General features: G+C 68.4%; 20 protein-coding genes. 14 read left to right on the top strand and 6 right to left on the bottom strand.

Translation table 11 applies throughout. From position 1 onward, the window contains the following. Window positions 1-10 precede the first annotated feature (10 nt). The 3 genes from AC6JAM_RS06490 to AC6JAM_RS06480 are packed head-to-tail and all read left to right on the top strand — an operon-like array spanning window position 11 to window position 3,245. Window positions 11-1,099 (top strand): acyl-CoA dehydrogenase family protein, encoded by a 1,089-nt coding sequence (locus AC6JAM_RS06490; RefSeq protein ID WP_497934302.1) that lies wholly within the window; start codon window positions 11-13, stop codon window positions 1,097-1,099. Further along, a complete protein-coding gene (locus tag AC6JAM_RS06485; protein ID WP_497934301.1) occupies window positions 1,093-2,472 on the top strand; it encodes a PIG-L family deacetylase in 1,380 nt (459 codons plus the stop codon). The genes AC6JAM_RS06490 and AC6JAM_RS06485 overlap by 7 nt, the downstream gene beginning before the upstream one ends. Next, window positions 2,469-3,245: a glycosyltransferase family 2 protein gene (locus AC6JAM_RS06480; RefSeq protein WP_488315157.1), complete on the top strand. Its 777-nt coding sequence runs from the start codon at window positions 2,469-2,471 to the stop codon at window positions 3,243-3,245. The genes AC6JAM_RS06485 and AC6JAM_RS06480 overlap by 4 nt, the downstream gene beginning before the upstream one ends. A 99-nt stretch (window positions 3,246-3,344) precedes the next feature. Here the strand turns inward: AC6JAM_RS06480 and AC6JAM_RS06475 are convergent, their stop codons facing one another. The 5 genes from AC6JAM_RS06475 to AC6JAM_RS06455 form a co-directional block, all read right to left on the bottom strand. Next, window positions 3,345-3,602, bottom strand: a complete 258-nt coding sequence (locus AC6JAM_RS06475) for a hypothetical protein (protein WP_018772209.1) — start codon at window positions 3,600-3,602, stop codon at window positions 3,345-3,347. Window positions 3,603-3,926: 324 nt separating this feature from the next. Continuing rightward, window positions 3,927-5,156, bottom strand: coding sequence for a YihY/virulence factor BrkB family protein (locus AC6JAM_RS06470; protein ID WP_223993591.1), 1,230 nt, complete (start codon window positions 5,154-5,156; stop codon window positions 3,927-3,929). A 104-nt stretch (window positions 5,157-5,260) separates the two neighbouring features. Beyond that, window positions 5,261-5,923: a DUF3618 domain-containing protein gene (locus tag AC6JAM_RS06465; protein ID WP_134164841.1), complete on the bottom strand. Its 663-nt coding sequence runs from the start codon at window positions 5,921-5,923 to the stop codon at window positions 5,261-5,263. After that, window positions 5,920-6,351 (bottom strand): phage holin family protein, encoded by a 432-nt coding sequence (locus AC6JAM_RS06460; RefSeq protein WP_026265945.1) that lies wholly within the window; start codon window positions 6,349-6,351, stop codon window positions 5,920-5,922. The genes AC6JAM_RS06465 and AC6JAM_RS06460 overlap by 4 nt, the downstream gene beginning before the upstream one ends. Then, on the bottom strand, window positions 6,351-7,340 hold the full coding sequence (locus tag AC6JAM_RS06455; RefSeq protein ID WP_223993596.1) for a hypothetical protein: 990 nt from the start codon (window positions 7,338-7,340) through the stop codon (window positions 6,351-6,353). Before AC6JAM_RS06455 ends, AC6JAM_RS06460 begins: the two co-directional genes overlap by 1 nt. A gap of 187 nt (window positions 7,341-7,527) precedes the next feature. Between AC6JAM_RS06455 and AC6JAM_RS06450 the strand changes: the two genes are divergently transcribed. Then, window positions 7,528-8,244: a hypothetical protein gene (locus AC6JAM_RS06450; protein WP_144601192.1), complete on the top strand. Its 717-nt coding sequence runs from the start codon at window positions 7,528-7,530 to the stop codon at window positions 8,242-8,244. A 56-nt stretch (window positions 8,245-8,300) separates the two neighbouring features. On the opposite strand, the gene AC6JAM_RS06445 is transcribed toward AC6JAM_RS06450, so the two are convergent. Continuing rightward, window positions 8,301-9,341: an NAD-dependent epimerase/dehydratase family protein gene (locus AC6JAM_RS06445; RefSeq protein ID WP_497934300.1), complete on the bottom strand. Its 1,041-nt coding sequence runs from the start codon at window positions 9,339-9,341 to the stop codon at window positions 8,301-8,303. Window positions 9,342-9,492: 151 nt separating this feature from the next. On the opposite strand from AC6JAM_RS06445, the gene AC6JAM_RS06440 reads away from it, so the two are divergent. From AC6JAM_RS06440 to rfaE2 (AC6JAM_RS06395), 10 genes are all read left to right on the top strand, one after another. After that, a complete protein-coding gene (locus AC6JAM_RS06440) occupies window positions 9,493-10,440 on the top strand; it encodes a sigma-70 family RNA polymerase sigma factor (protein ID WP_488315153.1) in 948 nt (315 codons plus the stop codon). A gap of 229 nt (window positions 10,441-10,669) precedes the next feature. Continuing rightward, on the top strand, window positions 10,670-11,206 hold the full coding sequence (locus AC6JAM_RS06435; RefSeq protein ID WP_018772192.1) for a D-glycero-alpha-D-manno-heptose-1,7-bisphosphate 7-phosphatase: 537 nt from the start codon (window positions 10,670-10,672) through the stop codon (window positions 11,204-11,206). Continuing rightward, window positions 11,206-12,294 carry a glycosyltransferase family 9 protein gene (locus AC6JAM_RS06430; protein WP_018772193.1) on the top strand — a complete coding sequence of 363 codons (1,089 nt, stop codon included), beginning with the start codon at window positions 11,206-11,208 and terminating at the stop codon, window positions 12,292-12,294. The genes AC6JAM_RS06435 and AC6JAM_RS06430 overlap by 1 nt, the downstream gene beginning before the upstream one ends. After that, window positions 12,291-13,325 carry a glycosyltransferase gene (locus AC6JAM_RS06425; protein ID WP_497934299.1) on the top strand — a complete coding sequence of 345 codons (1,035 nt, stop codon included), beginning with the start codon at window positions 12,291-12,293 and terminating at the stop codon, window positions 13,323-13,325. Before AC6JAM_RS06430 ends, AC6JAM_RS06425 begins: the two co-directional genes overlap by 4 nt. Further along, window positions 13,322-14,587, top strand: coding sequence for a glycosyltransferase (locus AC6JAM_RS06420; protein ID WP_018772195.1), 1,266 nt, complete (start codon window positions 13,322-13,324; stop codon window positions 14,585-14,587). Before AC6JAM_RS06425 ends, AC6JAM_RS06420 begins: the two co-directional genes overlap by 4 nt. Beyond that, the gene (locus tag AC6JAM_RS06415; protein ID WP_495635177.1) at window positions 14,584-15,294 is read left to right on the top strand and encodes a D-sedoheptulose-7-phosphate isomerase; all 711 of its coding nucleotides are present in this window, start codon (window positions 14,584-14,586) and stop codon (window positions 15,292-15,294) included. Before AC6JAM_RS06420 ends, AC6JAM_RS06415 begins: the two co-directional genes overlap by 4 nt. After that, on the top strand, window positions 15,291-16,706 hold the full coding sequence (gene rfaE2 / locus AC6JAM_RS06410) for a D-glycero-beta-D-manno-heptose 1-phosphate adenylyltransferase (RefSeq protein WP_497934298.1): 1,416 nt from the start codon (window positions 15,291-15,293) through the stop codon (window positions 16,704-16,706). The genes AC6JAM_RS06415 and rfaE2 (AC6JAM_RS06410) overlap by 4 nt, the downstream gene beginning before the upstream one ends. A gap of 44 nt (window positions 16,707-16,750) precedes the next feature. Further along, window positions 16,751-17,467: an SDR family oxidoreductase gene (locus tag AC6JAM_RS06405; RefSeq protein WP_018772198.1), complete on the top strand. Its 717-nt coding sequence runs from the start codon at window positions 16,751-16,753 to the stop codon at window positions 17,465-17,467. A 95-nt stretch (window positions 17,468-17,562) separates the two neighbouring features. Then, window positions 17,563-19,020 (top strand): aldehyde dehydrogenase family protein, encoded by a 1,458-nt coding sequence (locus AC6JAM_RS06400; RefSeq protein WP_497934297.1) that lies wholly within the window; start codon window positions 17,563-17,565, stop codon window positions 19,018-19,020. Continuing rightward, complete coding sequence (gene rfaE2 / locus AC6JAM_RS06395; protein WP_497934296.1) at window positions 19,017-20,549, top strand: D-glycero-beta-D-manno-heptose 1-phosphate adenylyltransferase; 1,533 nt, start codon at window positions 19,017-19,019, stop codon at window positions 20,547-20,549. The genes AC6JAM_RS06400 and rfaE2 (AC6JAM_RS06395) overlap by 4 nt, the downstream gene beginning before the upstream one ends. The last annotated feature ends 7 nt before the right edge of the window (window positions 20,550-20,556 follow it).

Raw genomic sequence — 20,556 nt, 5'->3', positions numbered from 1 at the left:
GGAGGGCTTTTTGCACGCGGCACCTGCTCCTGTACTCCTGGACTCCACGCCCGCAGATTTTTCGCCATGGGTTCCGCTGGTCGAATCCGTCGGCGCCGCAACGGGTGACGTCCCTGCCCTGCTGGCCCTTGCCGTCGAGGCCGGGCGGACGTGGCCGCTGCCCGGTGAGGGGCGGACCGCCCTGTTGTGGGAACTCCTGGCTTCCGTGGCTGCCACCGATGTGGCCGCGGCCCGGGTGCTTGAGCCGCACCTCGACGCCGTCGCCATTCTTGCCCAGGCTGCCCACGCAGCTGAGCCCGGACACCCGTTCCCGGACGGGAGCGGCGATGCCGCATGGGGCGTCTTCGCCGCAGAGGCACCGGGTGCCCGGCTCGAAGCGCATTCCGCAGGTGCCGGCACCACCCTCAGCGGGTCCAAGCCGTGGTGTTCCCTCGCCGCGGCCTTGGACTGCGCGGTGGTCACCGCCCACACGGACGACGGCGGCAGGGCGGCCTTCGCGGTCAATCTTCGCCATCCCGGCGTGGCATGTGAGGAACCGGAGTGGATCGCGCGCGGGCTCCAGGAAATCCCCAGCGGAACAGTTCACTTCGACCAGGTCCCGGCGAGCCCCCTGGGTGGTACCGGCTGGTACCACAGCCGGCCTGGCTTCGCCTGGGGCGGGATAGGCGTGGCTGCCTGCTGGCTGGGGGGAGCAGTGGGCGTGGCACGGGACTTCCGCAACGGCTTGCTGGCAGGGGCCGAAGCGGGGCGGGAGCCCGACCAGGTGGCACTTGCGGCGCTCGGAGAGGTGGACCGCACGCTCTCGGCTGCCCTGCAGTATCTTGCCCGGACCGCAGCGGGCATCGATGCCGGCACCCTCGGCTCCGCCGGCAACCACAGCGCGTGGAGCGAAGCCCAGCGGGTCCGCGGAACTGTTGCGGCCGCCGTCGAACGCGTCCTTTCCCTGGTGGCTTCCAACCGGGGTCCAGGTCCGCTTGCCTTTGACGGGCCGTACGCCAAGAGGATGGCCGACCTGGCACTCTACGTCCGGCAGCATCACGGGGCACGGGACGATGCCCAATTGGGCCGGCTTGCGCTCAAGGGGGACTGCCCGTGGTGACCTTTTCGCACGCTGACCAGGGAACCGGCGAGGCCGCCTGGGCCGTGAGCGGCCTGGACGCAGCACCCGAGCTGCCGCTTGACCCCGCCGAACTGGCCGGCATGCGCTTCGTGGTCCTGGCGGCGCATCCGGATGACGAGACACTGGGGGCCGGTGGGCTGATGGCCTCCCTGGCGGCGCTGGGAGCCGAGGTGGACGTCCTGCTGTGCACGGCAGGGGAGGGGTCACACCCGGATTCGCCCACCACCTCCCCGGAACAGCTGGCCCACACCCGGCTGGCTGAATTCTCAGCGGCCCTGGCCGCACTGGGCCTGGCGGACCGCTGGGCATTCCTCGGGCTGCCGGACCGCGGACTTGGAGAGCATGCCGAAACCATCGCCAAGGCTGTCCGGGAGGCCGCCCGCCGGCTTCCCGGTGATCCCGACCGGCTGGCCCTCGTGGCACCGTACCGGGCCGACGGGCATGGTGACCACGATGCGCTCGGTGCAGCGGCGGCAGAAGTTGCGCGGCAGGACGGCCACGCGCTGCTGGAATACCCCATCTGGTTTTGGCACTGGGCCGCACCCCAGGTGCCGGAATGGCGGTCATGGCTGCGATTCCACCTGGATGAACCGGCCCGGGCGGCTAAAAGGCGGGCCATGGCGGAGCACGCAACACAGGTGCAGCCCCTGTCTCCGCTTCCCGGCGACGAAACACTCCTCAGCGGGCAATTCCTGGCGCACTTCTCACGCCCCTTTGAGGTCTTCGCCTGGACGCCGGCGCCCACTGCATCCGCGCAGGCGCATTCTAGCGATGACGCGGAACTGGTCTTCGACGGCGTGCATGGTGGCTCCACGGATCCCTGGAACTACACCGGGAGCTGGTACGAGCGGCGCAAGCGGGCGCTCACCCTTGCTGCCCTCCCGGAGGAATCCTATGAAAGCGGCCTGGAAGTGGGCTGCTCCATCGGGACGTTGACAGCCGGGTTGGCTGCCCGGTGCCGCAAGATGTTGGCGGTGGATGCCAGTGGAACCGCGGTCCACCGGGCCAGGCAGCACCTTGCAGGCTGCCCCGGGGTCCGGGTTGAACACTGCGTCGTCCCCGGGGCATGGCCGGGCGGAACTTTTGACCTTGTGGTGGTTTCGGAGGTTGGTTACTACCTGTCCGCGGGTGAGCTGGGCCAACTGTGGGACCGGATCGAAGCGTCCCTGAACCCGGGCGGAACCCTGCTCCTGTGCCACTGGCGGCATCCCATTGCAGGCTGGGAACTCGACGGCGACACCGTCCACGCGATGGCCCGGCAGCGTCTGGGCTGGCGGACCGCAGGACTGTACCAGGAACGGGACTTCGTATTGGAACTCATGGTGGCCCCCGGCCACAAAGCGTCGGCATGACGGTCACGGCTTCAGGGGGAAGCAGCGCTGCCAACAGCATCCGGCAAGTTGCGGTGGTGATTCCCGCGCACAACGAGGAGCAACACCTTAAGCGTGCGCTGACCGCAGCCCGTGACGCGGCAGACCAAGCCGAGTCGGACCTTACCGGCGTACGCGTGCAGGTGGTGGTTGTCCTGGACAGCTGCACGGATGGCTCCGCTGCGGTGGCGGCGGTCTTCGCTGCTGAGGACCCGCGGTACATGGTCCTGCCGGTGGACTTCCGGAGCGTGGGCAAGAGCAGGCAGGCAGGGGCCGAAGCCGCGCTGGAGAACGCAACCAGGCGTTCTCCTGCGGGTGGATCCACGGCAGGTTCTTCGCTGCGGCACGTTTGGCTGGCCAACACGGATGCCGATTCCTGCGTTCCGGAAAACTGGCTGGTGCGCCAACTGGAATTGGCCGCCGGGGGCGCCGACGTCGTCCTTGGATCTGTGGAGCCTGATGGCCACGGCATGCCCCACCACCTCGCTGCCCGATGGCATGCCCGGCATGTTCCAACGGAGAACCACCCCCACGTGTACGGTGCCAACCTTGGGGTGCGTGCCTCGTCCTACCTTGCGGCAGGCGGGTTTCCCGGGGTTGATTTCGATGAGGACCGGGCTCTGGTGGACCGGCTTCGCAGCAGCGGGGCGAGCATGGTTGCCACGGACACAACCCGGGTTCTCACCTCCGGAAGGACCGTGGGGCGGGCGCCGCGGGGGTTTGCCGCCTACCTCCTGGCACTGGCCCAGCCATAGCCGGGACCCTCAACGGCGGGGCAGCATGGGATGCAGAAAGGGCTGCTGCCTTCCGGCAACAGCCCTTTACGGTGCGGACGCAGGTTCCGCGTGCAGGCCTTATACCAAGTCCGGAGCGCTGGCTACGATGTAGTCCGCCGCGGCGGGTCCGGTCATGGAAAGGTTGTTGCTGTCCGGGTTGATCCCGGCATCGTGCATGGCTTCCCAAAGCGCAGCCGGCGGCTGCAGTTCAGCTTTGTGCAGGAGGCACCAGCTGGTGTAGAGGCCGTACAGCTCGTCGCGTCCCAGGCCCAGGCCTGGCTCCCTGTCCGCGACAACTGCTTCGGAAAGAAACTGTTCAAAATGGGTAGCAGGCATGTCCGCTCATAAGGGTTGACCGTGGTGCCGCCGTCTGCTTCAGCGGACCTGCCGGTCTCCAAAGGATCCCGGCGAGGTATTCAAGAAAGTATTGCAGTTCACTGCGCTTTGTCCAGTCAGGGCCTGACCCCCGGGGGGAGGCTGAGGGGGCCGACGGCGACTGGGGGGACTGGCCTCGGTCTCAGAAGAGGCCATCTCACCGCCGGCCCCGCATTGCCCCGGGCCGCATGCCACCCGGGAAACCTCAACAGGACCTCCAAGATGAATTTTCCTCCATCTTGAAGGTCCTGCCTAGTCCCTCTTCCGGTAGCCGGACCGCGCCCGCTACGCCTTCCCGCTTGGCCGGCCGTCGTCGTCGGACTCCCCGTTGCCAGCGCGGTGCTGTACCTTCTCGCGGACCCTGTCGCGGTGCCGCTCACCGTGTTGGCCGCCGTCCTGGCCATTGCCGGCAGGCTGCCCGTCCTGGCTGTCGGCGGAGCCGTTACCGCCGTTCTCCGAGGAGTACTTCTCCCGGAGTTCACGGCCGTGCTTGATGTCTTCCTCAATCTGCTGCTGCATCTTTTCGCTCTTTTTGGTATCCCGCGGGGGCAACTGGATGGTCTCCTCCGCCTTGATGCCGGCCTGGAGCTGGCGCCCCCGCTCGACTTCGGCGTCGAACTCAGCACCGAAGAGCAGGGACATGTTCAGGATCCAGAGCCAGAGCAGCATGATGATCACGCTGCCCAAGGCGCCGTAGGTCTTGTTGTAGTTGCCGAAGTTACCCACGTAGAAGCCGAAGCCCAGCGAGGCGATCAGGAACACGACCAGCGCGATTCCGGAGCCCATGCTCATCCAGCGGAACTTGGGCTGCTTGACGTTGGGCGTGGCGTAGTAGAGGACAGCAATGATGGCGATGATCAGGACGATCATGACGGGCCACTTGGCGATGTTCCAGACCATGAGGAACGGGCCGCTGAGGCCGATGAGCCCGCCCACGGCCTCGGAGACCGGCCCGCTGAGGACCAGCATGCCGGCCAACAGTGCCACGATGACCACGGCCAGGAGGGTGACGGCCAGCATGGTGCCACGGAGCTTCACGAAGGCGCGCCCTTCATCCACCTCGTAAACCCGGTTCATCGCCCGCCCAAAGGCGCCAACATAGCCGGATGCCGACCACAGGGCGGTGGCAAGGCCGATCACCAGGGTGAGCCCGGCCGCCGGGGCACTCGTCAGTTCCGAGACGGGACCGCTGATCGTATTGACGGTCTCGGCAGGAGCGAAGCCGCGCACGATTTCCAGCAAGGCATTAGTGGTCTTCTGGGGATCGCCAAAGAGGCCAAGAAGTGAGACCAGTGCCAGCAGGGCGGGGAACAGCGACAGGACCGCGTAGTAGGTCAGGGCTGCTGCCAGGTCGGGGCACTGGTCCTTGCTGAACTCCCGGAGGGTCTTCCTGGTGATGTATTTCCAGGACGGTTTGTCCAAGTCCCTCGGGCTGGTGGGTTTCCTTGCGTCGTTTGGATCCGGAGCCTGGCCCGCCTTGGCGGTACTGGTCTCGGAATCGTCGTGAGTGGCCATGGGGTGTCCTCTCAATCAGGGGCGAAACGAACAGGCCGGCCCGCGGAGTGGCGGTGCCGGCCTGCCGAACGAAACTATTGCCTTACGGTGCGGTGCTGGACTGATCAGGTGTTTTGGACGTGGTCTTTGGCGTCGGTGGCGCGGTCTTTGACGTCGGTGGCGGCTTGTTGGCCTTCGAGTTTGACGTTTTGGGCGGCGTCGGTGGCGGTGGCCTTGACGTTTTCCATGGCTTCCTGGGCTGGTTCCTTGAGGTCCTGGGCCATGGTTTTGGCGGCGTCGGTGACCTGGGTTGCCAGGGGCTGGGCTGCGGTTTTGAGCTGGTCCGCGGCTTCGCGTTCCTTCTGGCTTGCCGGGATCAGGGAGGAGACCAGGAGTCCGGCGCCGAAGGCGATCAGGCCGGCGGCGAGGGGGTTGCCGGCGGTTTTGGCTTTGACCTGGTCCGGGGCGGCGGAGACGGCGTGGCCGGCGTCGCTGAGTTTGGTCGAGACGGTGTCGCCTGCCTGGTGGAGGCTGTCGCCGGCGGTGTGCATGGCGTTGGTGGTGTGCCCGGCGCCGGTGGCGGTGGTGTCGTGGACCCTGGTGGTGGCGTTGTCTGCGGCGCCCATGATTTTCTCCTTGACGCCGGTGACGGCGTCTTTGACCTTGTCGGTTTGGCGGTGGACGATGTTGGACGGGGTGACCTTGTCTGCCACGGCGTCCACGTTGGTGCCCAGGCGTGCCCGGGTGGCTTCTATGTCTGCGCGGATGACGTCAGGGTTTTCGCTCATCGGTTTACCTCACCTGGTTTTAGGGTTGGGGGAATTTCTGAGAGGGTTTCCCCGGTTTGGGGCAGGCCTTTGATCTGCTTGAGTTCCTTGCGGCCGATGGAGGCCAGGACAGCGGCGATGATGGCCCAGATGACGGCGACGATCAGAGCGGACCAGCCCAGGGGCATGATGGCGCCCAGGGCCCACATCAGGGCCAGGGAGAGGAAGAGCAGGACGAAGTGTCCGCCGACGCCGGCGCCGGCGAGCATGCCGGCGCCTTTCCCTGCGCGGGAGGTGGATTGTTTGAGTTCGGCCTTGGCCAGTTCCACTTCCTGGCGCATCAGGGTGGACAGGTCCCGGGTCACGTCGCCCAGCAGCTCGCCCAGGGACGCGTTGTCCGCTTTCACATGCGCCGCACTCGGCGGCATTTCCGGAATCTGGCTACTCATTACAGGCCACCCGTCTGGCCGCCCCGGCTGCGGTCCTGCGTGAGGGGGTCGTTTGCCATGGGATCGTCGGCGAGTGCGCGGTCACGCAGCGGATCGTCCGAGAGCTGGTTTCCGGACCACGGTTCTTCCACCAGCTGCGGGCTGTCCAGGCCGCTGGCCGGCCCCGCTGCCTCCGGATAGCTGCTGCCCGGTGCACCGCCGTCGTAACCGGCCGTAGTGGTGGCCGGGCCGGGGAGCTGGACCGGAGGCGGAGGAACGGTCCCGCCGGCAACGGGGCTTGTCTGGTTGTACTGGCCACCGTAGGGGGTGCCGGAGTACTGGCCGGACAGGCCGGATGTCCTGGTGCCGGCAGAAGTGGATGAAGTGTCGGGGGCGCCTGCGGTGAGGCCGCGGGTGAGGCGTCCGGCAAGGACACCGGCGCCGGCGGCGAGGAGCAGGAACGTGCCGGGATTGTTGCGGGCGTACCGCTGGACCTCGTTCAGGAGGTCACCGGGTTCCCGGTTCTCCAGCCAGGACGCAATGGAGGAGGTCCGCTCGGCTGCCTGCCGGACAAGGTCGCTGGCCATGCCCTGCTGGTCCGGGGCGCTGGCCATGCTGTGCAGCTGGCTGGAAATGTTGCGGATGCCCTCGGCGGCCTTCTGCTGCTGCGTGCCGGCCTGGGTGGTCAGGCCCGACTTGGCCTGGTGGAGCAGGTCCTGGGCATTGAGCTTGGCCTCATGGGCCACATTCGCGGCCTCGCCCTTGGCGGTCTCCGCTACATTCTGGGCGGATCCGGCAGCGGTCCGGGCCACATCGGCTGCTTCTTCCTTGGCAGCGTCTTTGCGCGAGGACGCAGAGGTGTCACCGGTGGTGGGGTAGCCGGTTCCGGCCTCGCCCGCGTATGGGCTGGCGGTTGACGGGAAGGTGGTGGCCTCCCGTTCACCGGGGATTCCTGTGCTGCCCGGAGGAGTCGTGTAAGCGGGGTCCTCGGGCCATTGGTTCTCTGTCATCTTCGCTCTCTCTTTCCAAGAAGGCCGGTTGTTGATCAAGAACCAGCAATACTGGCCGTAAAATGATAAGCATGGTTACTAATAAAAAGTAAGTACCCTTGCTAAGCGAGTTATAACCGTTCCAAAAATGTCAGCCGGAATGGCGAGGGCCTGCCCGGTCACAACGAAGTGGAAAGTGGTGGGAAACATGGATACAGCTCCATGGGTTTGGGTGATAGTTGCCATCGTTGTCATTGCACTGATCGTGGTGCTCCTTTTGGCCGGCGGAAAGCGCCGGAAGGCCCTCCAGCAGAAGCGGGACCAGGAGCACCGGGAAAAGGCGGCAGAGATCCGGCGTGAAGCCGAGAACATGGAAATCGACGCCCGCGAGAGGGAAGCCAAGGCCACCCGGGCACGCGCCGACGCCGAACAGGCACAGGTCGACGCGGCGCGCCTTCGGCAGGAAGCCGAGCAGCGGGCCCATGAGGCGCAGGCCCTGCGTGGCGACGTAGCCAGCCACACCCGGAAGGCGGACGAGCTCGATCCCGACGTCGGCCGGGATGGCCGGCGGGACCAGGCGGCGGGCCCAGACGGCCGCCAGGCGGAATACGGGAATGCCGGCCATGACGGGCGTGGACCTGCCGACGCTGGTGCCGGCCGGGCTACGGGCGGGGACGCGGGATACGTGGAGGGCCGACATGCCGACCTGCCACATGACGGCCGCGGCAGCCGCGGCACGATTGACGGCGGAAACGAGTCGGATATGCCGGTGGGCATGACTGGCGCCGAATCCGAGCGGAGGCGTCATCGCGATGAGACTGGCACCCCGGGAAATACGGGCACTTCGGAAAATCCAACTAGTTCGGAAAATCCAGACACCCCCACGGGACGTGATGCGCGCGGCAGGGAAAACCCGCGTATCTAAGGTCCGCAAGCGGCCGCAGGCGGCGGCCGCAGTGGTTGAGCCCGGGGTCTTAAGCGCTAGGGCCGCCGCGGCTTGAGGACGGGGGAAGGGCCAACGCCTTCCCCCGTTCCCATGCCAGCGAGGACTTCCTTGACGGCGTCTATTGATGACACCCGTGGTTCCCACCCCAGGATCCGTTGTGCGCGGCTGGTGTCCATGATGGGCGCGCCCGCCGCCATCTCCACCCATCCGGAATCCGTGGGCTGGATACGTGCCCGCCACGTCAAGTCCACCACGGCGTGAAGCAGCCGCATGGGGATGGGGAGGATCCTCTTGGCGCCCAGGATGCGGCCCAGTTCCTGCGGGGTCAAAACCGGCTCGGCGGCGATGTTGAAGGCTCCGCTGGCCCGCTGGTCCACCACCCGCCAGTAGGCCTCTGCCACGTCGTCCGCGTGCACGGCCTGGAAGACCAGGTTGTCCGGGACCGGCAGCAATGGAACCCAGGGTTTGCGGGGTACGAGCTGCGAAAGAACCCTTCCCAGGAAGTACCTGCCAATTTCACTCCCTGTGTTTCCCTGGAAGATGAGGGCCGGCCGCAGCCTGGCGACCGAAATCTCCGGTTCAGCGGCGGCGAACTGGTCAAGGAGCTTTTCCTGCTCGGCTTTGTGGCGGCTGTAATGCGATCCGGCCATCCCGGTGGCGGGCCAGGACTCGTCCCTGCGCCGGTCTTTGTCCGCCTTGCTGTAGGCGCCGACGGACGAGGCGCAGACAACCTGTTTGACGCCCATCTTTCCGGCAGCGTCGAGGACATTCCTGGTGCCTGTGACATTGGTGCGGTGCAGGAGGGGCAAATCGCGGTTCGGCTGGATCTGCCACGCCAGGTGGACGACGGAATCAACCCCTTCGAGCGCCTTCTCGAGCAGCGGCCTGTCCTGTTCCAGGCCCACGTCCAGGCTGTGCCACTGCACGCCGCTGTAGGGGTCCCGGGACGTGTCAGGCACCCTCCGGCTGATGCCAACCAACTGCAGGCTCCCGGGCTTTCGGGCGACGTGGCCCTGCAGGTTGCGCAGCAGTGCTGTTCCCGCGTTTCCGCTGGCCCCGGTGATGGCAATGCGCATGCCAACGACTCCTTTGCACGCTTGGACTGGTTGCGGGCCCTTCAGGACGAGCCTACAGCGGAGAAGCATTGTTTTATAAGCAACCTTATGATTTGCTGCTTCTAAGTCTTGCCGCAGGCTTTCGGAACCAGACCGAGGGAAACCAACACTCATGCCCGAATCCTTTGCCGCATTTGCCGTGGACGCTGCCCCTGTCCGCTGCCAACAGCCCGAACCGGCACAACAACCCACTCCTCCCGCAACCTCAGGACGGCTGCGGGAAACGTTTGAAAACGAACTGGTCCTCCGGTACCTGGACCTCGCCGAGGCTTTGGCCGCCCGTTTTGAGGCCCGCGGCCGGGAGCGGGCAGACCTGAACCAGGTGGCCTACCTTGGCCTGGTCAAAGCGGCCCGCGGCTTTGACCAGGCCAAGGGCGAGAGCTTTCCGGCCTACGCCGCGCCCACCATTACGGGCGAACTCAAGAGGTATCTCCGCGACCGGACCTGGGTTGTGCGCCCGCCACGCCACATCCAGGACCTGAGGACGCGGCTGTTCCGTGCAGAGCCGGAACTGACCCAATCCCTGGGCCGGAATCCCAGCGTCGCCGAACTGGCCAGCGAATTGGGAAGCGACCCGGCTGAGGTGCAGGAGGCCATCTCGGCATCCAGCAGCATGCACCCGGACTCCCTTGACGCCGCGAACCCCAACTCGGATGCCCCGTCCATCGGCGACGTCCTGGCAAGCCCCGAGACGCCCCTGGAACGGCTTGAGGAACTCGCCTGCCTGCGGGACGCCATGCAGGACCTGGATGACTCGGACCGGGAGCTTTTGTACCGGCGCTACTTCTGTGAGGAGACGCAGGTGCAGCTGGGGAAGCGGTTGGGGATGTCCCAGATGCAGGTGTCCCGCCGTTTGGCCAAGGTGCTGGTGGAACTGCAGCGGCGCCTGGAGGCCGGCGCCCAGTTCGGCGCGCCGGAGGATGCCGCCGGCAACGGGACCTCATCCCGGGTTGTGCCGGCAGGCCGGACAGCCAACCACCCCGCGCCTTTCCGCCGTGCCCGGAACGGGCACACCGGCGCAGGTGCCGGCCGCCGCTTCGGCGGTGCGGGGACCAGGTAAAGCCCGGCCTTCGACCGGACCCGCGCAGTCAACGGACGACGGCGGGTGGCGGCCGCGGAAGCACATCATCGCCGGCTGCCGGGAGGGGCTGCGAAGCGCCCCGGAGGGAGTGCCTGCAGCAACAGGCATCCTATCTTGCCTGTTCAGCCGCCGAAAGGAAACACGCTCCTGCGGCTGAAAGAGGCCGTGGCCCTGTTTAGGAGCATCAGCAGGAGGGAACTGTTTGGTCATGGGAAGCTCTGAAAGATCCAAGCTCCGCGCTGTCCTGTTCGACCGGGACGGAACCTTGGTGATCGATGTGCCCTACAACGGGGACCCCGGCAAAGTACGGCCAATGCCCGGCGCCAAGGCCGTGCTGGACAGCCTGCGGGCGGAGGGTATCGCCACCGGCGTGATCAGTAACCAGTCGGGCATTGCCCGCGGCCTGATCTCGGCCGGGGACGTGGCAAGAGTCAACGCCCGGGTGGAAGAACTGCTGGGACCTTTTGACGTGTGGGAAGTCTGCCCCCACGCGGAGCAGGACGGCTGTACATGCCGGAAACCCGCTCCGGGGATGGTCCACAGCGCCTGCCGCAAACTTGGCATCCATGCCTCGGAGGCCGCCCTGATTGGGGACATTGGCGCCGACGTCGGTGCTGCCGAAGCGGCCGGCGCCACCGGAGTCCTGGTTCCCACCCCCGTGACCCGTGCCGAGGAGGTGGCTGCGGCGCGGCTGGTTGCTTCCGACCTGGCGTCCGCCGTCGGCCTGCTGCAGGGGACGCCCTGATGGGGCGCGTCCTGGTGGCCCGGCTGGACAGCATGGGCGATGTCCTGCTGGCAGGTCCGGCCGTGCGGGCGGTAGCCAACGGCCGTGCCCAGTACGGCGGCAGCACCAACCACGTGGTGATGCTGTGCGGCAGGCAGGGTGAAGCTGCGGCCGCGATGCTCCCTGGCGCCGCTGAGGTGTACAGCTGGGACAGTCCCTGGATCATGAACCCGGCGCCCGGGATGACCGGGCCGCACGCCGACCGGCTGATCGAGTATGTCCGCAATTCCCGGATCACCGAAGCAGTCATCCTCACGTCCTTCCACCAGTCGCCGCTGCCGCTGGCCCTGTTGCTGCGGCTGGCAGGAGTGGAACGCATCACCGGCGCCTCCACTGACTACGCCGGCTCCTTGCTGGATGTCCGCCTCAAGCCGGGGGAGGACTTCCCCGAAGACCAGCCCGAGGCGGAGCGGGCACTGGGCATTGCCGAGGCCGCAGGTTTCCGACTTCCCGCGGGCGATGACGGGAAGCTGCGCGTGAAGTCCGGTCCGGACGTGACGGGCCTGGTGGGTGACGAACCGTACGTTGTGGTCCACCCCGGAGCCGCTGTTCCCGCCAGGGCGTGGCCCCCGCTGCACCATGCCGCCGCCGTCGAACTCCTCCAGGGTGCCGGGTACCGGGTGGTGGTGACCGGCGGACCCGGCGAGGAGTCGCTGACCGCCACGGTGGCCGGCCCCTCTGCGGTGGACCTCGGCGGGCGCACCGACCTGCCCACCATGGCCGCCGTCATGGCCGGAGCCGATGCGGTGGTCAGCGGGAACACCGGACCGGCCCACCTGGCAGCTTCGGTGGGCACACCCGTGGCGTGCCTGTTTTCCCCTGTGGTCCCGGCCATCCGGTGGGCGCCCTATGGCGTGCCCCTGGAACTCCTCGGGGACCAGAACGCACCCTGCCGTATGTCCCGCGCCCGGCTTTGCCCCGTCCCGGGCCACCCCTGCCTCGACTCCGTATCGCCGGAGGAAGTGGTGGCAGCGGTGGAACGCCTGATCAGCGGAGTGAGCTCCTTCAGCACCCATGTCAGCACCCGTAGAAAGGCCCGCAACAGATGAGAATCCTGCTCTGGCATGTCCACGGTTCCTGGACGGACGCCTTTGTCCGCGGCCGCCACGAGTACCTGCTTCCCGTCCTGCCCGGAGGCGGCGCATGGGGCCTGGGCCGCGCCGGCAGGGACTGGCCGGAATCAGTGCGGGAGGTGGACCTGGCGACGCTCCACCCTGACGCCGTGGACGCCGTCGTCCTCCAACGCCCGGAAGAGATCGATGAGGTGGTCCGAACCCTGGGCCGGATGCCCGGCGTCGACCTTCCGGCCGTGTTCGTGGAGCACAACACGCCCAAAGGCAACTTCCCGGACACCAGCCACCCGCTTGCGGACCAAACCAGCATCCCGGTGGTCCACGTCACCCACTTCAACCGCCTGGCCTGGGACAACGGCTCTGCTCCCACCACGGTGATCGAGCACGGAATCCCGGACCCTGGCCAGCTCTATACCGGTGAACTGCCGGAACTGGGGGTAGTGGTCAACGAACCGGTCCGCCGCGGCCGGGTCACAGGAACCGACCTGCTGCCGGCCTTCGCGTCGGTGGCGCCGCTGCAGGTGTTCGGCATGAAGACAGAGGGCCTGGCGGCAGCCACCGGAATCGAGGCTTCACGCGTGACGTCCCGGGGCGACCTGAAGACCCGGGACCTGCACCGGGAACTTGCCCGCTGCCGGGTCTACGTCCATCCCATGCGCTGGACCTCGCTGGGGCTGTCCCTCCTGGAAGCCATGCACCTGGGCATGCCGGTGGTGGTGCTTGCCACCACCGAGGCCCCACGTGCCGTGCCGCAGGAAGCCGGCGTGGTCTCGGCCGACGTCGACGAGCTGCTCCGTTGCGCGGCGCGGCTGGTGGCCAATCCGGATGAAGCCCGACGGCGGGGAGTTGCCGCCCGGGAGGCGGCGCTGGAGCGTTACGGCCTGGGCAAGTTCCAGGACCGCTGGGATGAGCTCCTGGCGGATCTGCGGAACCGTCCGCGGCACCCCGTTAACGAGCGGCCGGACGAGCGGATCCTCGTTCCGGCGCGGGAGAGGAAGACACCATGAAGATCGCCATGATTTCTGAACACGCCAGTCCGCTGGCGGCACTGGGCGGGGTGGATGCAGGCGGGCAGAACGTACACGTTGCCGCGCTGTCCGAGGCCCTTGCCAAGCGCGGCCACCACGTCACCGTCTACACCCGCAGGGACGCAACGGAGCTTCCCGCACGGGTCCGGGTGGGGCGCCGGTTCGAAGTGGTCCACGTGGACGCCGGGCCCGCCCGCCACGTGCCCAAGGACCAGCTGCTGCCCTACATGGGCGACCTCGCGGACGGCGTGGCCAGGGACTGGGGGCATCGGCCGCCGGATGTGGTGCACGGCCACTTCTGGATGTCCGGCCTGGCAGCCCTGGAGGCGGCCAGGCGGCCCGATGCCGGATACCGCGTGCCCATGCTGCAAACGTTCCATGCGCTGGGCACCGTCAAGCGGAGGCACCAGGGCGCGGAGGACACCAGCCCGGAGGCACGCCGCTGGCTGGAACCCGGCGTGGGACGAGCTGCCGACCGGATCATCGCCACCTGCTCAGACGAAGTTTTCGAGCTCAAGGCCATGGGTATCGCCACCGGCAAGATCTCCATTGCACCCTGCGGCGTGGACCTGGGCTTCTTCTCTGCAGAGGGGCCGGTGGCAGCCAGGAAGCGCCGCTACCGGATCTTGTCTGTGGGGCGGCTGGTGCCACGCAAGGGTGTGGACCTGGTGATCCGTGCGCTCCCGTACCTCAAGGCGGCGGGATTCGACGACGTCGAACTCCTGATCGTGGGCGGGGGCGGCGACACGAACGTGATGCACGCCGACCCCGAAATCCGGCGCCTGCTGGACCTCGCCGCCGGGCTGGGCGTGTCTGAACACGTGACCCTGCAGGGGCAGGTGTCCCGCGCGGAGATGCCCGGCATCTTCCGCAGTGCCGATGCCGTGGTGTGCGCACCCTGGTATGAACCGTTTGGCATCGTGCCGCTGGAAGCCATGGCATGCGGCATTCCGGTGGTGGCAGCAGCGGTTGGCGGCCTCCGGGACACGGTGGTTGACCACACCACCGGCCTGCACGTCCCGCCGCGGGACCCTGAAGCCATTGCTTCGGCACTGTCACTGCTGCTGGAAAACCCCGCCCTCAGGACGAAGCTCGGCCAGGCCGGGGAGCGGCGCGCGCGCACCCGTTACTCCTGGGACCGGGTGGCAGCGGAAACCGAAAAGGCATACCAGCTGGCCATGGCCGGTGCCCCGGCCAGCGTTTCGGCCGGGATCGTACCGATGGAAGGAGCCGCCCTGTGACTGCTGAATCGTCCCTGCGTGAAGCAGACCTCCGTACCCTGACCGCAGCACCGGCCCTGCCCGCTGTGCTCCCGGGCGCCACGTTCGTGGATGCCGCCAGCGCCGAGGCCGTCCGCACCCACCTGGACAACGTCATTCCGGCGCTTGATTCGCTCCGCAGCCAGTCGGGCCGGCTGGCTGCCTGGGGCGTGGAGCTGGCACAGCGCCTGCTGCGCGGCCAGCGGCTCCTGGCCGCGGGCAACGGCGGCTCAGCCGCGGAGGCGCAACACCTCACCGCCGAACTGGTGGGCCGGTTCGACAGCGAGCGGGTCCCGTTCTCCGCCATTTCCCTGCACGCGGAGTCATCGGCGGTCACCGCCATCGCCAACGACTACGGGTACGACGAAGTCTTTTCCCGGCAGGTCCGCGCGCATGGCCGCTCCGGTGACGTGCTGATGCTGCTGTCCACCAGCGGCAAGAGCCCCAACCTGCTGCGCGCCGCGGAAGCGGCCTCCCGGCTCAACGTGACCACCTGGGCGCTCACTGGCTCCGGCCCCAACCCGCTGGCGGACGTCTGCGACCAGGCCGTCATGATCGACGCCCGGAACGCCAACGCCCAGGAAGGGCACCTGATCGCCCTGCATGCCGTGTGCCGGGCCTTCGACCTTGAGGTTGCCCGGCACACCCCGTCAGTGGTCCCAGGGTTCCCCAGAGGTGGCCGGCCATGAGGATCGTCGTCGTGGGAGACGTGATGCTGGACGTCGACCTTTCCGGTGAGGCCACCCGGCTCAGCCCGGACGCCCCTGTTCCCGTGGTGGACGTTTCGGCTGTCCGCCGCCGCGCCGGCGGCGCAGGCCTGGTGGCGCGCATGCTGGCCCAGGACGGCTGGCCCGTCACGCTGGTGACGGTCCTTGGCAACGACGACGCCGGCAGCCAGTTGCGTGCGCAGCTGGCCGGCGTGCGGCTCGTCGCGGGCAGCAGCAGCTATCCCTCGCCCGTCAAGACCCGGGTCCGGGCGGGTTCCCATCCGGTGGTCCGCTTCGACCAGGGCTGTGAAAAGACGCCGGTCCCGGAGGTCAGCCCCGCCATGCTCCGCGCCGTGGAAAAAGCCGGCGTGGTGATCGTGGCGGACTACGGCCGGGGACTGGCAGCCAACCCGCAGCTGCGCGACGTGCTGGCCCGGCTCGCGGACAGGGTGCCGGTCATCTGGGACCCGCATCCCTCGGGGCCCGAACCTGTGCCCGGCGTAACCGTGGTGACCCCGAACATTTCCGAGGCCACCAAGGCGGTGCAGTCCGGTCCGGGGAAGGGCTCCGCCCAGGCGGATTCCGCAGACCCAGCCGCAGCCGTGGCAGGGGTCCTGCTGGAACGCTGGCGCAGCCAGGCGGTGCTGGTGACCAAAGGCGAGGAAGGGGCCGTGCTGCTGCAGCGGGGCGGTACCGCCGCCCGTTCCGTTCCCGCGCCGAGGGTGGAGGCCGGCGATCCCTGCGGGGCAGGCGACCGGCTGGCAGCCAGCCTGGCGGTGCACCTCCTGGCCGGCCGCGACCTGCCGGATGCGGCGGCCCTGGCGGTCCATGACGCCGCCGATTTCCTGGCCGCCGGAGGAGTGTCGGCCCTGCCCGATGCCGGTGGGGAAGATGCCGCCCCCGGACATCGCGGGCCGGCTCAGGCGCCCGGCCGGCGTACCACCGAACCACTGCTCCTGGCCCGTTCGGTCCGTGAAAACGGCGGAAAAGTGGTTGCCACCGGCGGCTGCTTCGACCTGATCCACGCCGGCCACGTCCGGTCACTCACCGCAGCCCGGGAGCTGGGGGACTGCCTGGTCGTGTGCCTCAACTCCGACGATTCGGTGCGCCGGCTCAAGGGGCCGGAGCGTCCCATCATCGGCCAGCATGACCGGGCCGAGCTGCTCCTGGCGATGGAATGCGTGGACGCCGTGATGGTCTTCGACGAGGACACACCGGAAGCCGTCCTGGACCGACTGCGTCCGGACATCTGGGTCAAGGGCGGCGACTACAAGGGCGCCCGCCTGCCCGAGACGGACCTGGTGGAAAGCTGGGGCGGCCGCTGCCTCACCGTCCCCTTCCACCCGGCCCGCTCCACCACCGGCCTGGCGGACGCACTCGCCAAGGTCAGCTGAACCTCCCTGCCCATCGACTTGTTTTCCCCATTGAAAGGAACACCATGACAGCAGAACCAACTGCAACCGCACCCACCAACCCCGGCCGCGTCCTGGTCACCGGAGGTGCCTCCGGACTGGGGGCCGCCGTCGTCGACGCCGTCCTCCGCTCAGGCGGCACCCCGGTGGTCCTGGACCGCGACATCAGCAGCGTCTCCGGGGTGAAGGCGTTCGAAGTGGACGTCGCCGACCGCGCTGCCGTGGAGAAGGCTGTCCTGGAAGCCGCCGAAACCCTGGGCGGCCTGGACGCCGTAGTCACCGCCGCCGGAATCGACCGCTGCGGCAAGCTCGCCGACGTCGAAGCCAACGAGTGGGAAAAGGTCATCGGCGTCAACCTGATGGGCACCGTTTCCGTGGTCCGCGCCGCCCTGCCCTACCTCAAGGAAACCCACGGCCGCGTAGTGACCGTGGCATCCACCCTGGGCAAGCGCGCCGTGGCTGATGCCACCGCGTACTGCGCCTCGAAGTTCGGCGTGGTGGGGTTCAGCCACGCACTGGCCGCGGAAACCGGCGGCGAAATCGGCGTCACCACCATGATCCCCGGCGGCATGAAGACCCGGTTCTTCGACGACCGCACCGAGCAGTACAAGCCGCAGGACGACTCCCGGCTCAACGACCCCGCCAACACCGCGCAGGCCATCCTGTTCGCACTCAACCAGCCCACCGGCTGCGAGGTGCGCGAGATGCTGATCTGCCACGAGGAAGAGGGCTCCTGGCCCTAAGCCGCCGCCGGCCACAACTACGCTGCCATCCGCAGTTTGCACAAGCGACATATCCAGCACCGACACATCCAGCACGGAAAGGCGGGAGGAACACCATGCCCACCACAGCCACCGAAACATCCGCAGGCCATGAGACAGTCCAGGGCTCCGGCATCACCATCCAGGACCCGCGAACCGGTGAAGTGCTTTGGACGGTGCCCGAAGCGGCGCCCGAGGCCATCAACCACGCCGTGGGTGTGGCCCGCAGCGGTGCAGCAGCGTGGGCCGCAACCGCACCGGCCGAACGGGGCGCCGCGCTGCGGGCAGCCGCCAAAGCCCTTGATGCAGCCGCGCGGGAGCTCGCGGGGCTGAACGCCAGCGAAACCGGCCGGCCGGAGGATGAGGCCCTGGCCGGCATCGCCGCCGGGGTTTCCACCCTGGAGCAGTACGCGGAACTTGGCCCGGTCCACCGTGGCCACAGCCTCCGCGGCAACCGGCTCGCCTCCGACTACACGCTGGCCGAACCGCGCGGCGTGGCCGTCCTGCTGACCCCCTGGAACGATCCGGTTGCCGTTGCCTGCGGGCTGATCGGCGCCGCGCTGGCCACGGGCAACACGGTCATCCACAAACCCAGCGAGCGGTGCCCGCGGCTTGGGGAGGCGCTGGGCGAAGTGCTGGCGCCGGCCTTCCCTGCCGGGGTATTCCAGACCCTCTCCGGTGGCGCAGGGGTGGGAGCGGCGCTGTCGCAGGCCGTGGACGTCATAGCCCACGTGGGGTCCAGCGCCTCAGGCGCCCGCATTGCCCAGGCCGGAGCCCTTACCGGCGCCCACGTCATCAGGGAAAACGGTGGCAACGACCCCCTGCTGGTGGACCGCGACGTGGATCCCGGGTGGGCTGCCCAGCAGGCAGCCATCGGAGCCTTCAGCAACAGCGGCCAGATCTGCACCTCCGTGGAACGGATCTACGTCCATAGGGACATTGCCGCCGAGTTCTGCAAAGCCCTGGAGGCCGAGGCAGCGCTCCGGAACAGCAGCGGCAGCGTGGGGCCGCTGGTGGACCTGCGGATGCGCGACGCCGTCCACGCCCACGTCGCCGAGGCCCTGGCCCAGGGCGCCCGCGCGGTGGAGGGCGGTGCCCTCCCGGCCGGCCCGGGTTCCTTCTACCCGGCCACCGTCCTGCTCGGCTGTACCGAAAGCATGCAGGTGATGGCGGAGGAAACGTTCGGCCCCGTGGCTCCGGTGCAGGTGGTGGACACGTTCGACGACGGCCTGCGCCTGGCGTGCAGCGGCAGGTATGGATTGGCGGCCACCGTCCTAAGCAGCAACCTCGCGCACATCCAGCAGGCGGTGGCTGCGCTGCCCGTGGGAACGGTGAAGGTCAACGAGGTGTTCGGCGGCGCCCCCGGCGGAGCAGCCCAGCCGCGCGGCGAGAGCGGGGCCGGGTTCGGCTACGGGCCAGAGCTCCTGGACGAATTCAGCCAGGTCAAGGTGGTGCACATCGCGGCCCCGCCGGCGGCCGGTTCCGGCGACGGCCCGGATACCATCATCAACACTGACGACCGGGACCTGCCGTGAACGCGTCCCCGGAATCCATCGACCTGTCCACCCAGCGGGCACTGTCCGACTGGCTCCCCGGCCGGCTCGCCGCGGAACAACCCTCCATCCTGGTCATCGGCGACGTGATGCTCGACGGCTGGTGGAGCGGCAGCATCGAACGGCTCTGCCGGGAAGCGCCCGCCCCCGTGGTGGACATCCAGTCCCGCGAATCGGTCCCGGGCGGCGCGGCCAACACCGCCATGAACCTGGCCGCCCTGGGAGCAAAGGTCTCGGTAGCCGGAATCATCGGCTCGGACGACGCCGGCGAAGACCTCCGTGCGCAGCTTGCCGCCGCCGGCATCGACGTCCGGCACCTGCACACCCACCCGGACATGGTCACCACCACCAAGATCCGGATCAGCAGCGGCGGCCAGGTGATGCTGCGCCTCGACGACTCGGCCGGCGCTGTCCCGGCCGACGCCCTGGCCGCGCTCGCCGCCTCGGTGCGTGCCGCCGTCGAACGCCAGGACGCCGTGCTGGTGTGCGACTACGGGACCGGCGTGGTGGCGGACCCTGTCAGCACGGAACTGGCGCGCGTCCTGGGACCTGACATCGCCGGCGAAAACCGTCCGCTTGTGGTGGTCGACGCCCATGATCCGCGCCCCTGGGCTGCCCTGCAGCCCCACCTGGTGACCCCGAACGCGCAGGAAACCGCCCGGCTTCTGGACCGGAAACTGCCGGAAGGGCAGGCGCGGGTGGAGGCGGTGTCCGCGGAGTCCGCGGCCCTGCTTCAGGCAACCGGCGCCCGGGCCGTGGTGGTCACCCTGGACCGGGACGGAACCGTGCTGTTGATGCCCGACGGCGTGCGGCACCGGACGTGGGCCCGGCCCGCCGCGGAGAAGCAGGCATCCGGGGCAGGGGACACCTTCGTGGCGGCCCTGACGCTCTCCCGTGCCGCCGGGCTGCCGCTGACCGCCAGCCTGGACCTGGCCCAGTCGGCCGCCGACGTGGTGGTCCACCAGCCCGGCACGTCTGTGTGCAGCACCGCCCAGCTCAGCCGGTACCTGGAGGCCTTCGCCGATACCGCCCTGAGTGCGGACGAACTGGAACGGCAGATGGAAATACACCGCGCCCAGGGCCAGCGGATCGTGCTGACCAACGGCTGCTTCGATGTGCTGCACAGCGGCCACACCAGGTACCTCAACCAGGCGAAACAGCTGGGCGACATCCTGGTGGTGGCACTGAACAGTGATGATTCGGTGCGCCGGCTCAAGGGCCCCGGCAGGCCCATCAACACCATGGCGGACCGTGCAGCCGTGGTGGCGGCCCTGAGCTGCGTGGACTATGCGACAGTGTTCGATACCCCCACGGCCACCCCGCTGATCCGCCGGCTCCGGCCCGAAGTCTATGCCAAGGGCGGGGACTACACGCCGGAAATGCTGGAGGAGACCCCTGCGGTGGAAGAGTACGGCGGCCGGATCGCCATCCTTGATTACGTGGCTGAACGGTCCACCACCGCCGTGGTGAAACGGATCCGCGACGGTGAAGGCGCAGTGCCTACCAACTAAGGTTGAA

This window comes from Arthrobacter sp. GmRoot5-12, assembly GCF_059739365.1.
The sequence above is the reverse complement of the archived record's forward strand: the minus strand, read 5'-3'. Positions and strand labels throughout refer to the sequence as shown.

What these genes read in the sequence shown, in the direction of transcription:
- AC6JAM_RS06480 (WP_488315157.1), top strand. Translation starts at nt 2,469, where the DNA reads ATGACGGTCACGGCTTCAGGGGGAAGCAGCGCTGCCAACAGCATCCGG.
- AC6JAM_RS06475 (WP_018772209.1), bottom strand. Translation starts at nt 3,602, where the DNA reads ATGCCTGCTACCCATTTTGAACAGTTTCTTTCCGAAGCAGTTGTCGCG.
- AC6JAM_RS06470 (WP_223993591.1), bottom strand. Translation starts at nt 5,156, where the DNA reads ATGGCCACTCACGACGATTCCGAGACCAGTACCGCCAAGGCGGGCCAG.
- AC6JAM_RS06465 (WP_134164841.1), bottom strand. Translation starts at nt 5,923, where the DNA reads ATGAGCGAAAACCCTGACGTCATCCGCGCAGACATAGAAGCCACCCGG.
- AC6JAM_RS06460 (WP_026265945.1), bottom strand. Translation starts at nt 6,351, where the DNA reads ATGAGTAGCCAGATTCCGGAAATGCCGCCGAGTGCGGCGCATGTGAAA.
- AC6JAM_RS06455 (WP_223993596.1), bottom strand. Translation starts at nt 7,340, where the DNA reads ATGACAGAGAACCAATGGCCCGAGGACCCCGCTTACACGACTCCTCCG.
- AC6JAM_RS06450 (WP_144601192.1), top strand. Translation starts at nt 7,528, where the DNA reads ATGGATACAGCTCCATGGGTTTGGGTGATAGTTGCCATCGTTGTCATT.
- AC6JAM_RS06445 (WP_497934300.1), bottom strand. Translation starts at nt 9,341, where the DNA reads ATGCGCATTGCCATCACCGGGGCCAGCGGAAACGCGGGAACAGCACTG.
- AC6JAM_RS06440 (WP_488315153.1), top strand. Translation starts at nt 9,493, where the DNA reads ATGCCCGAATCCTTTGCCGCATTTGCCGTGGACGCTGCCCCTGTCCGC.
- AC6JAM_RS06435 (WP_018772192.1), top strand. Translation starts at nt 10,670, where the DNA reads ATGGGAAGCTCTGAAAGATCCAAGCTCCGCGCTGTCCTGTTCGACCGG.
- AC6JAM_RS06430 (WP_018772193.1), top strand. Translation starts at nt 11,206, where the DNA reads ATGGGGCGCGTCCTGGTGGCCCGGCTGGACAGCATGGGCGATGTCCTG.
- AC6JAM_RS06425 (WP_497934299.1), top strand. Translation starts at nt 12,291, where the DNA reads ATGAGAATCCTGCTCTGGCATGTCCACGGTTCCTGGACGGACGCCTTT.
- AC6JAM_RS06420 (WP_018772195.1), top strand. Translation starts at nt 13,322, where the DNA reads ATGAAGATCGCCATGATTTCTGAACACGCCAGTCCGCTGGCGGCACTG.
- rfaE2 (WP_497934298.1), top strand. Translation starts at nt 15,291, where the DNA reads ATGAGGATCGTCGTCGTGGGAGACGTGATGCTGGACGTCGACCTTTCC.
- AC6JAM_RS06405 (WP_018772198.1), top strand. Translation starts at nt 16,751, where the DNA reads ATGACAGCAGAACCAACTGCAACCGCACCCACCAACCCCGGCCGCGTC.
- AC6JAM_RS06400 (WP_497934297.1), top strand. Translation starts at nt 17,563, where the DNA reads ATGCCCACCACAGCCACCGAAACATCCGCAGGCCATGAGACAGTCCAG.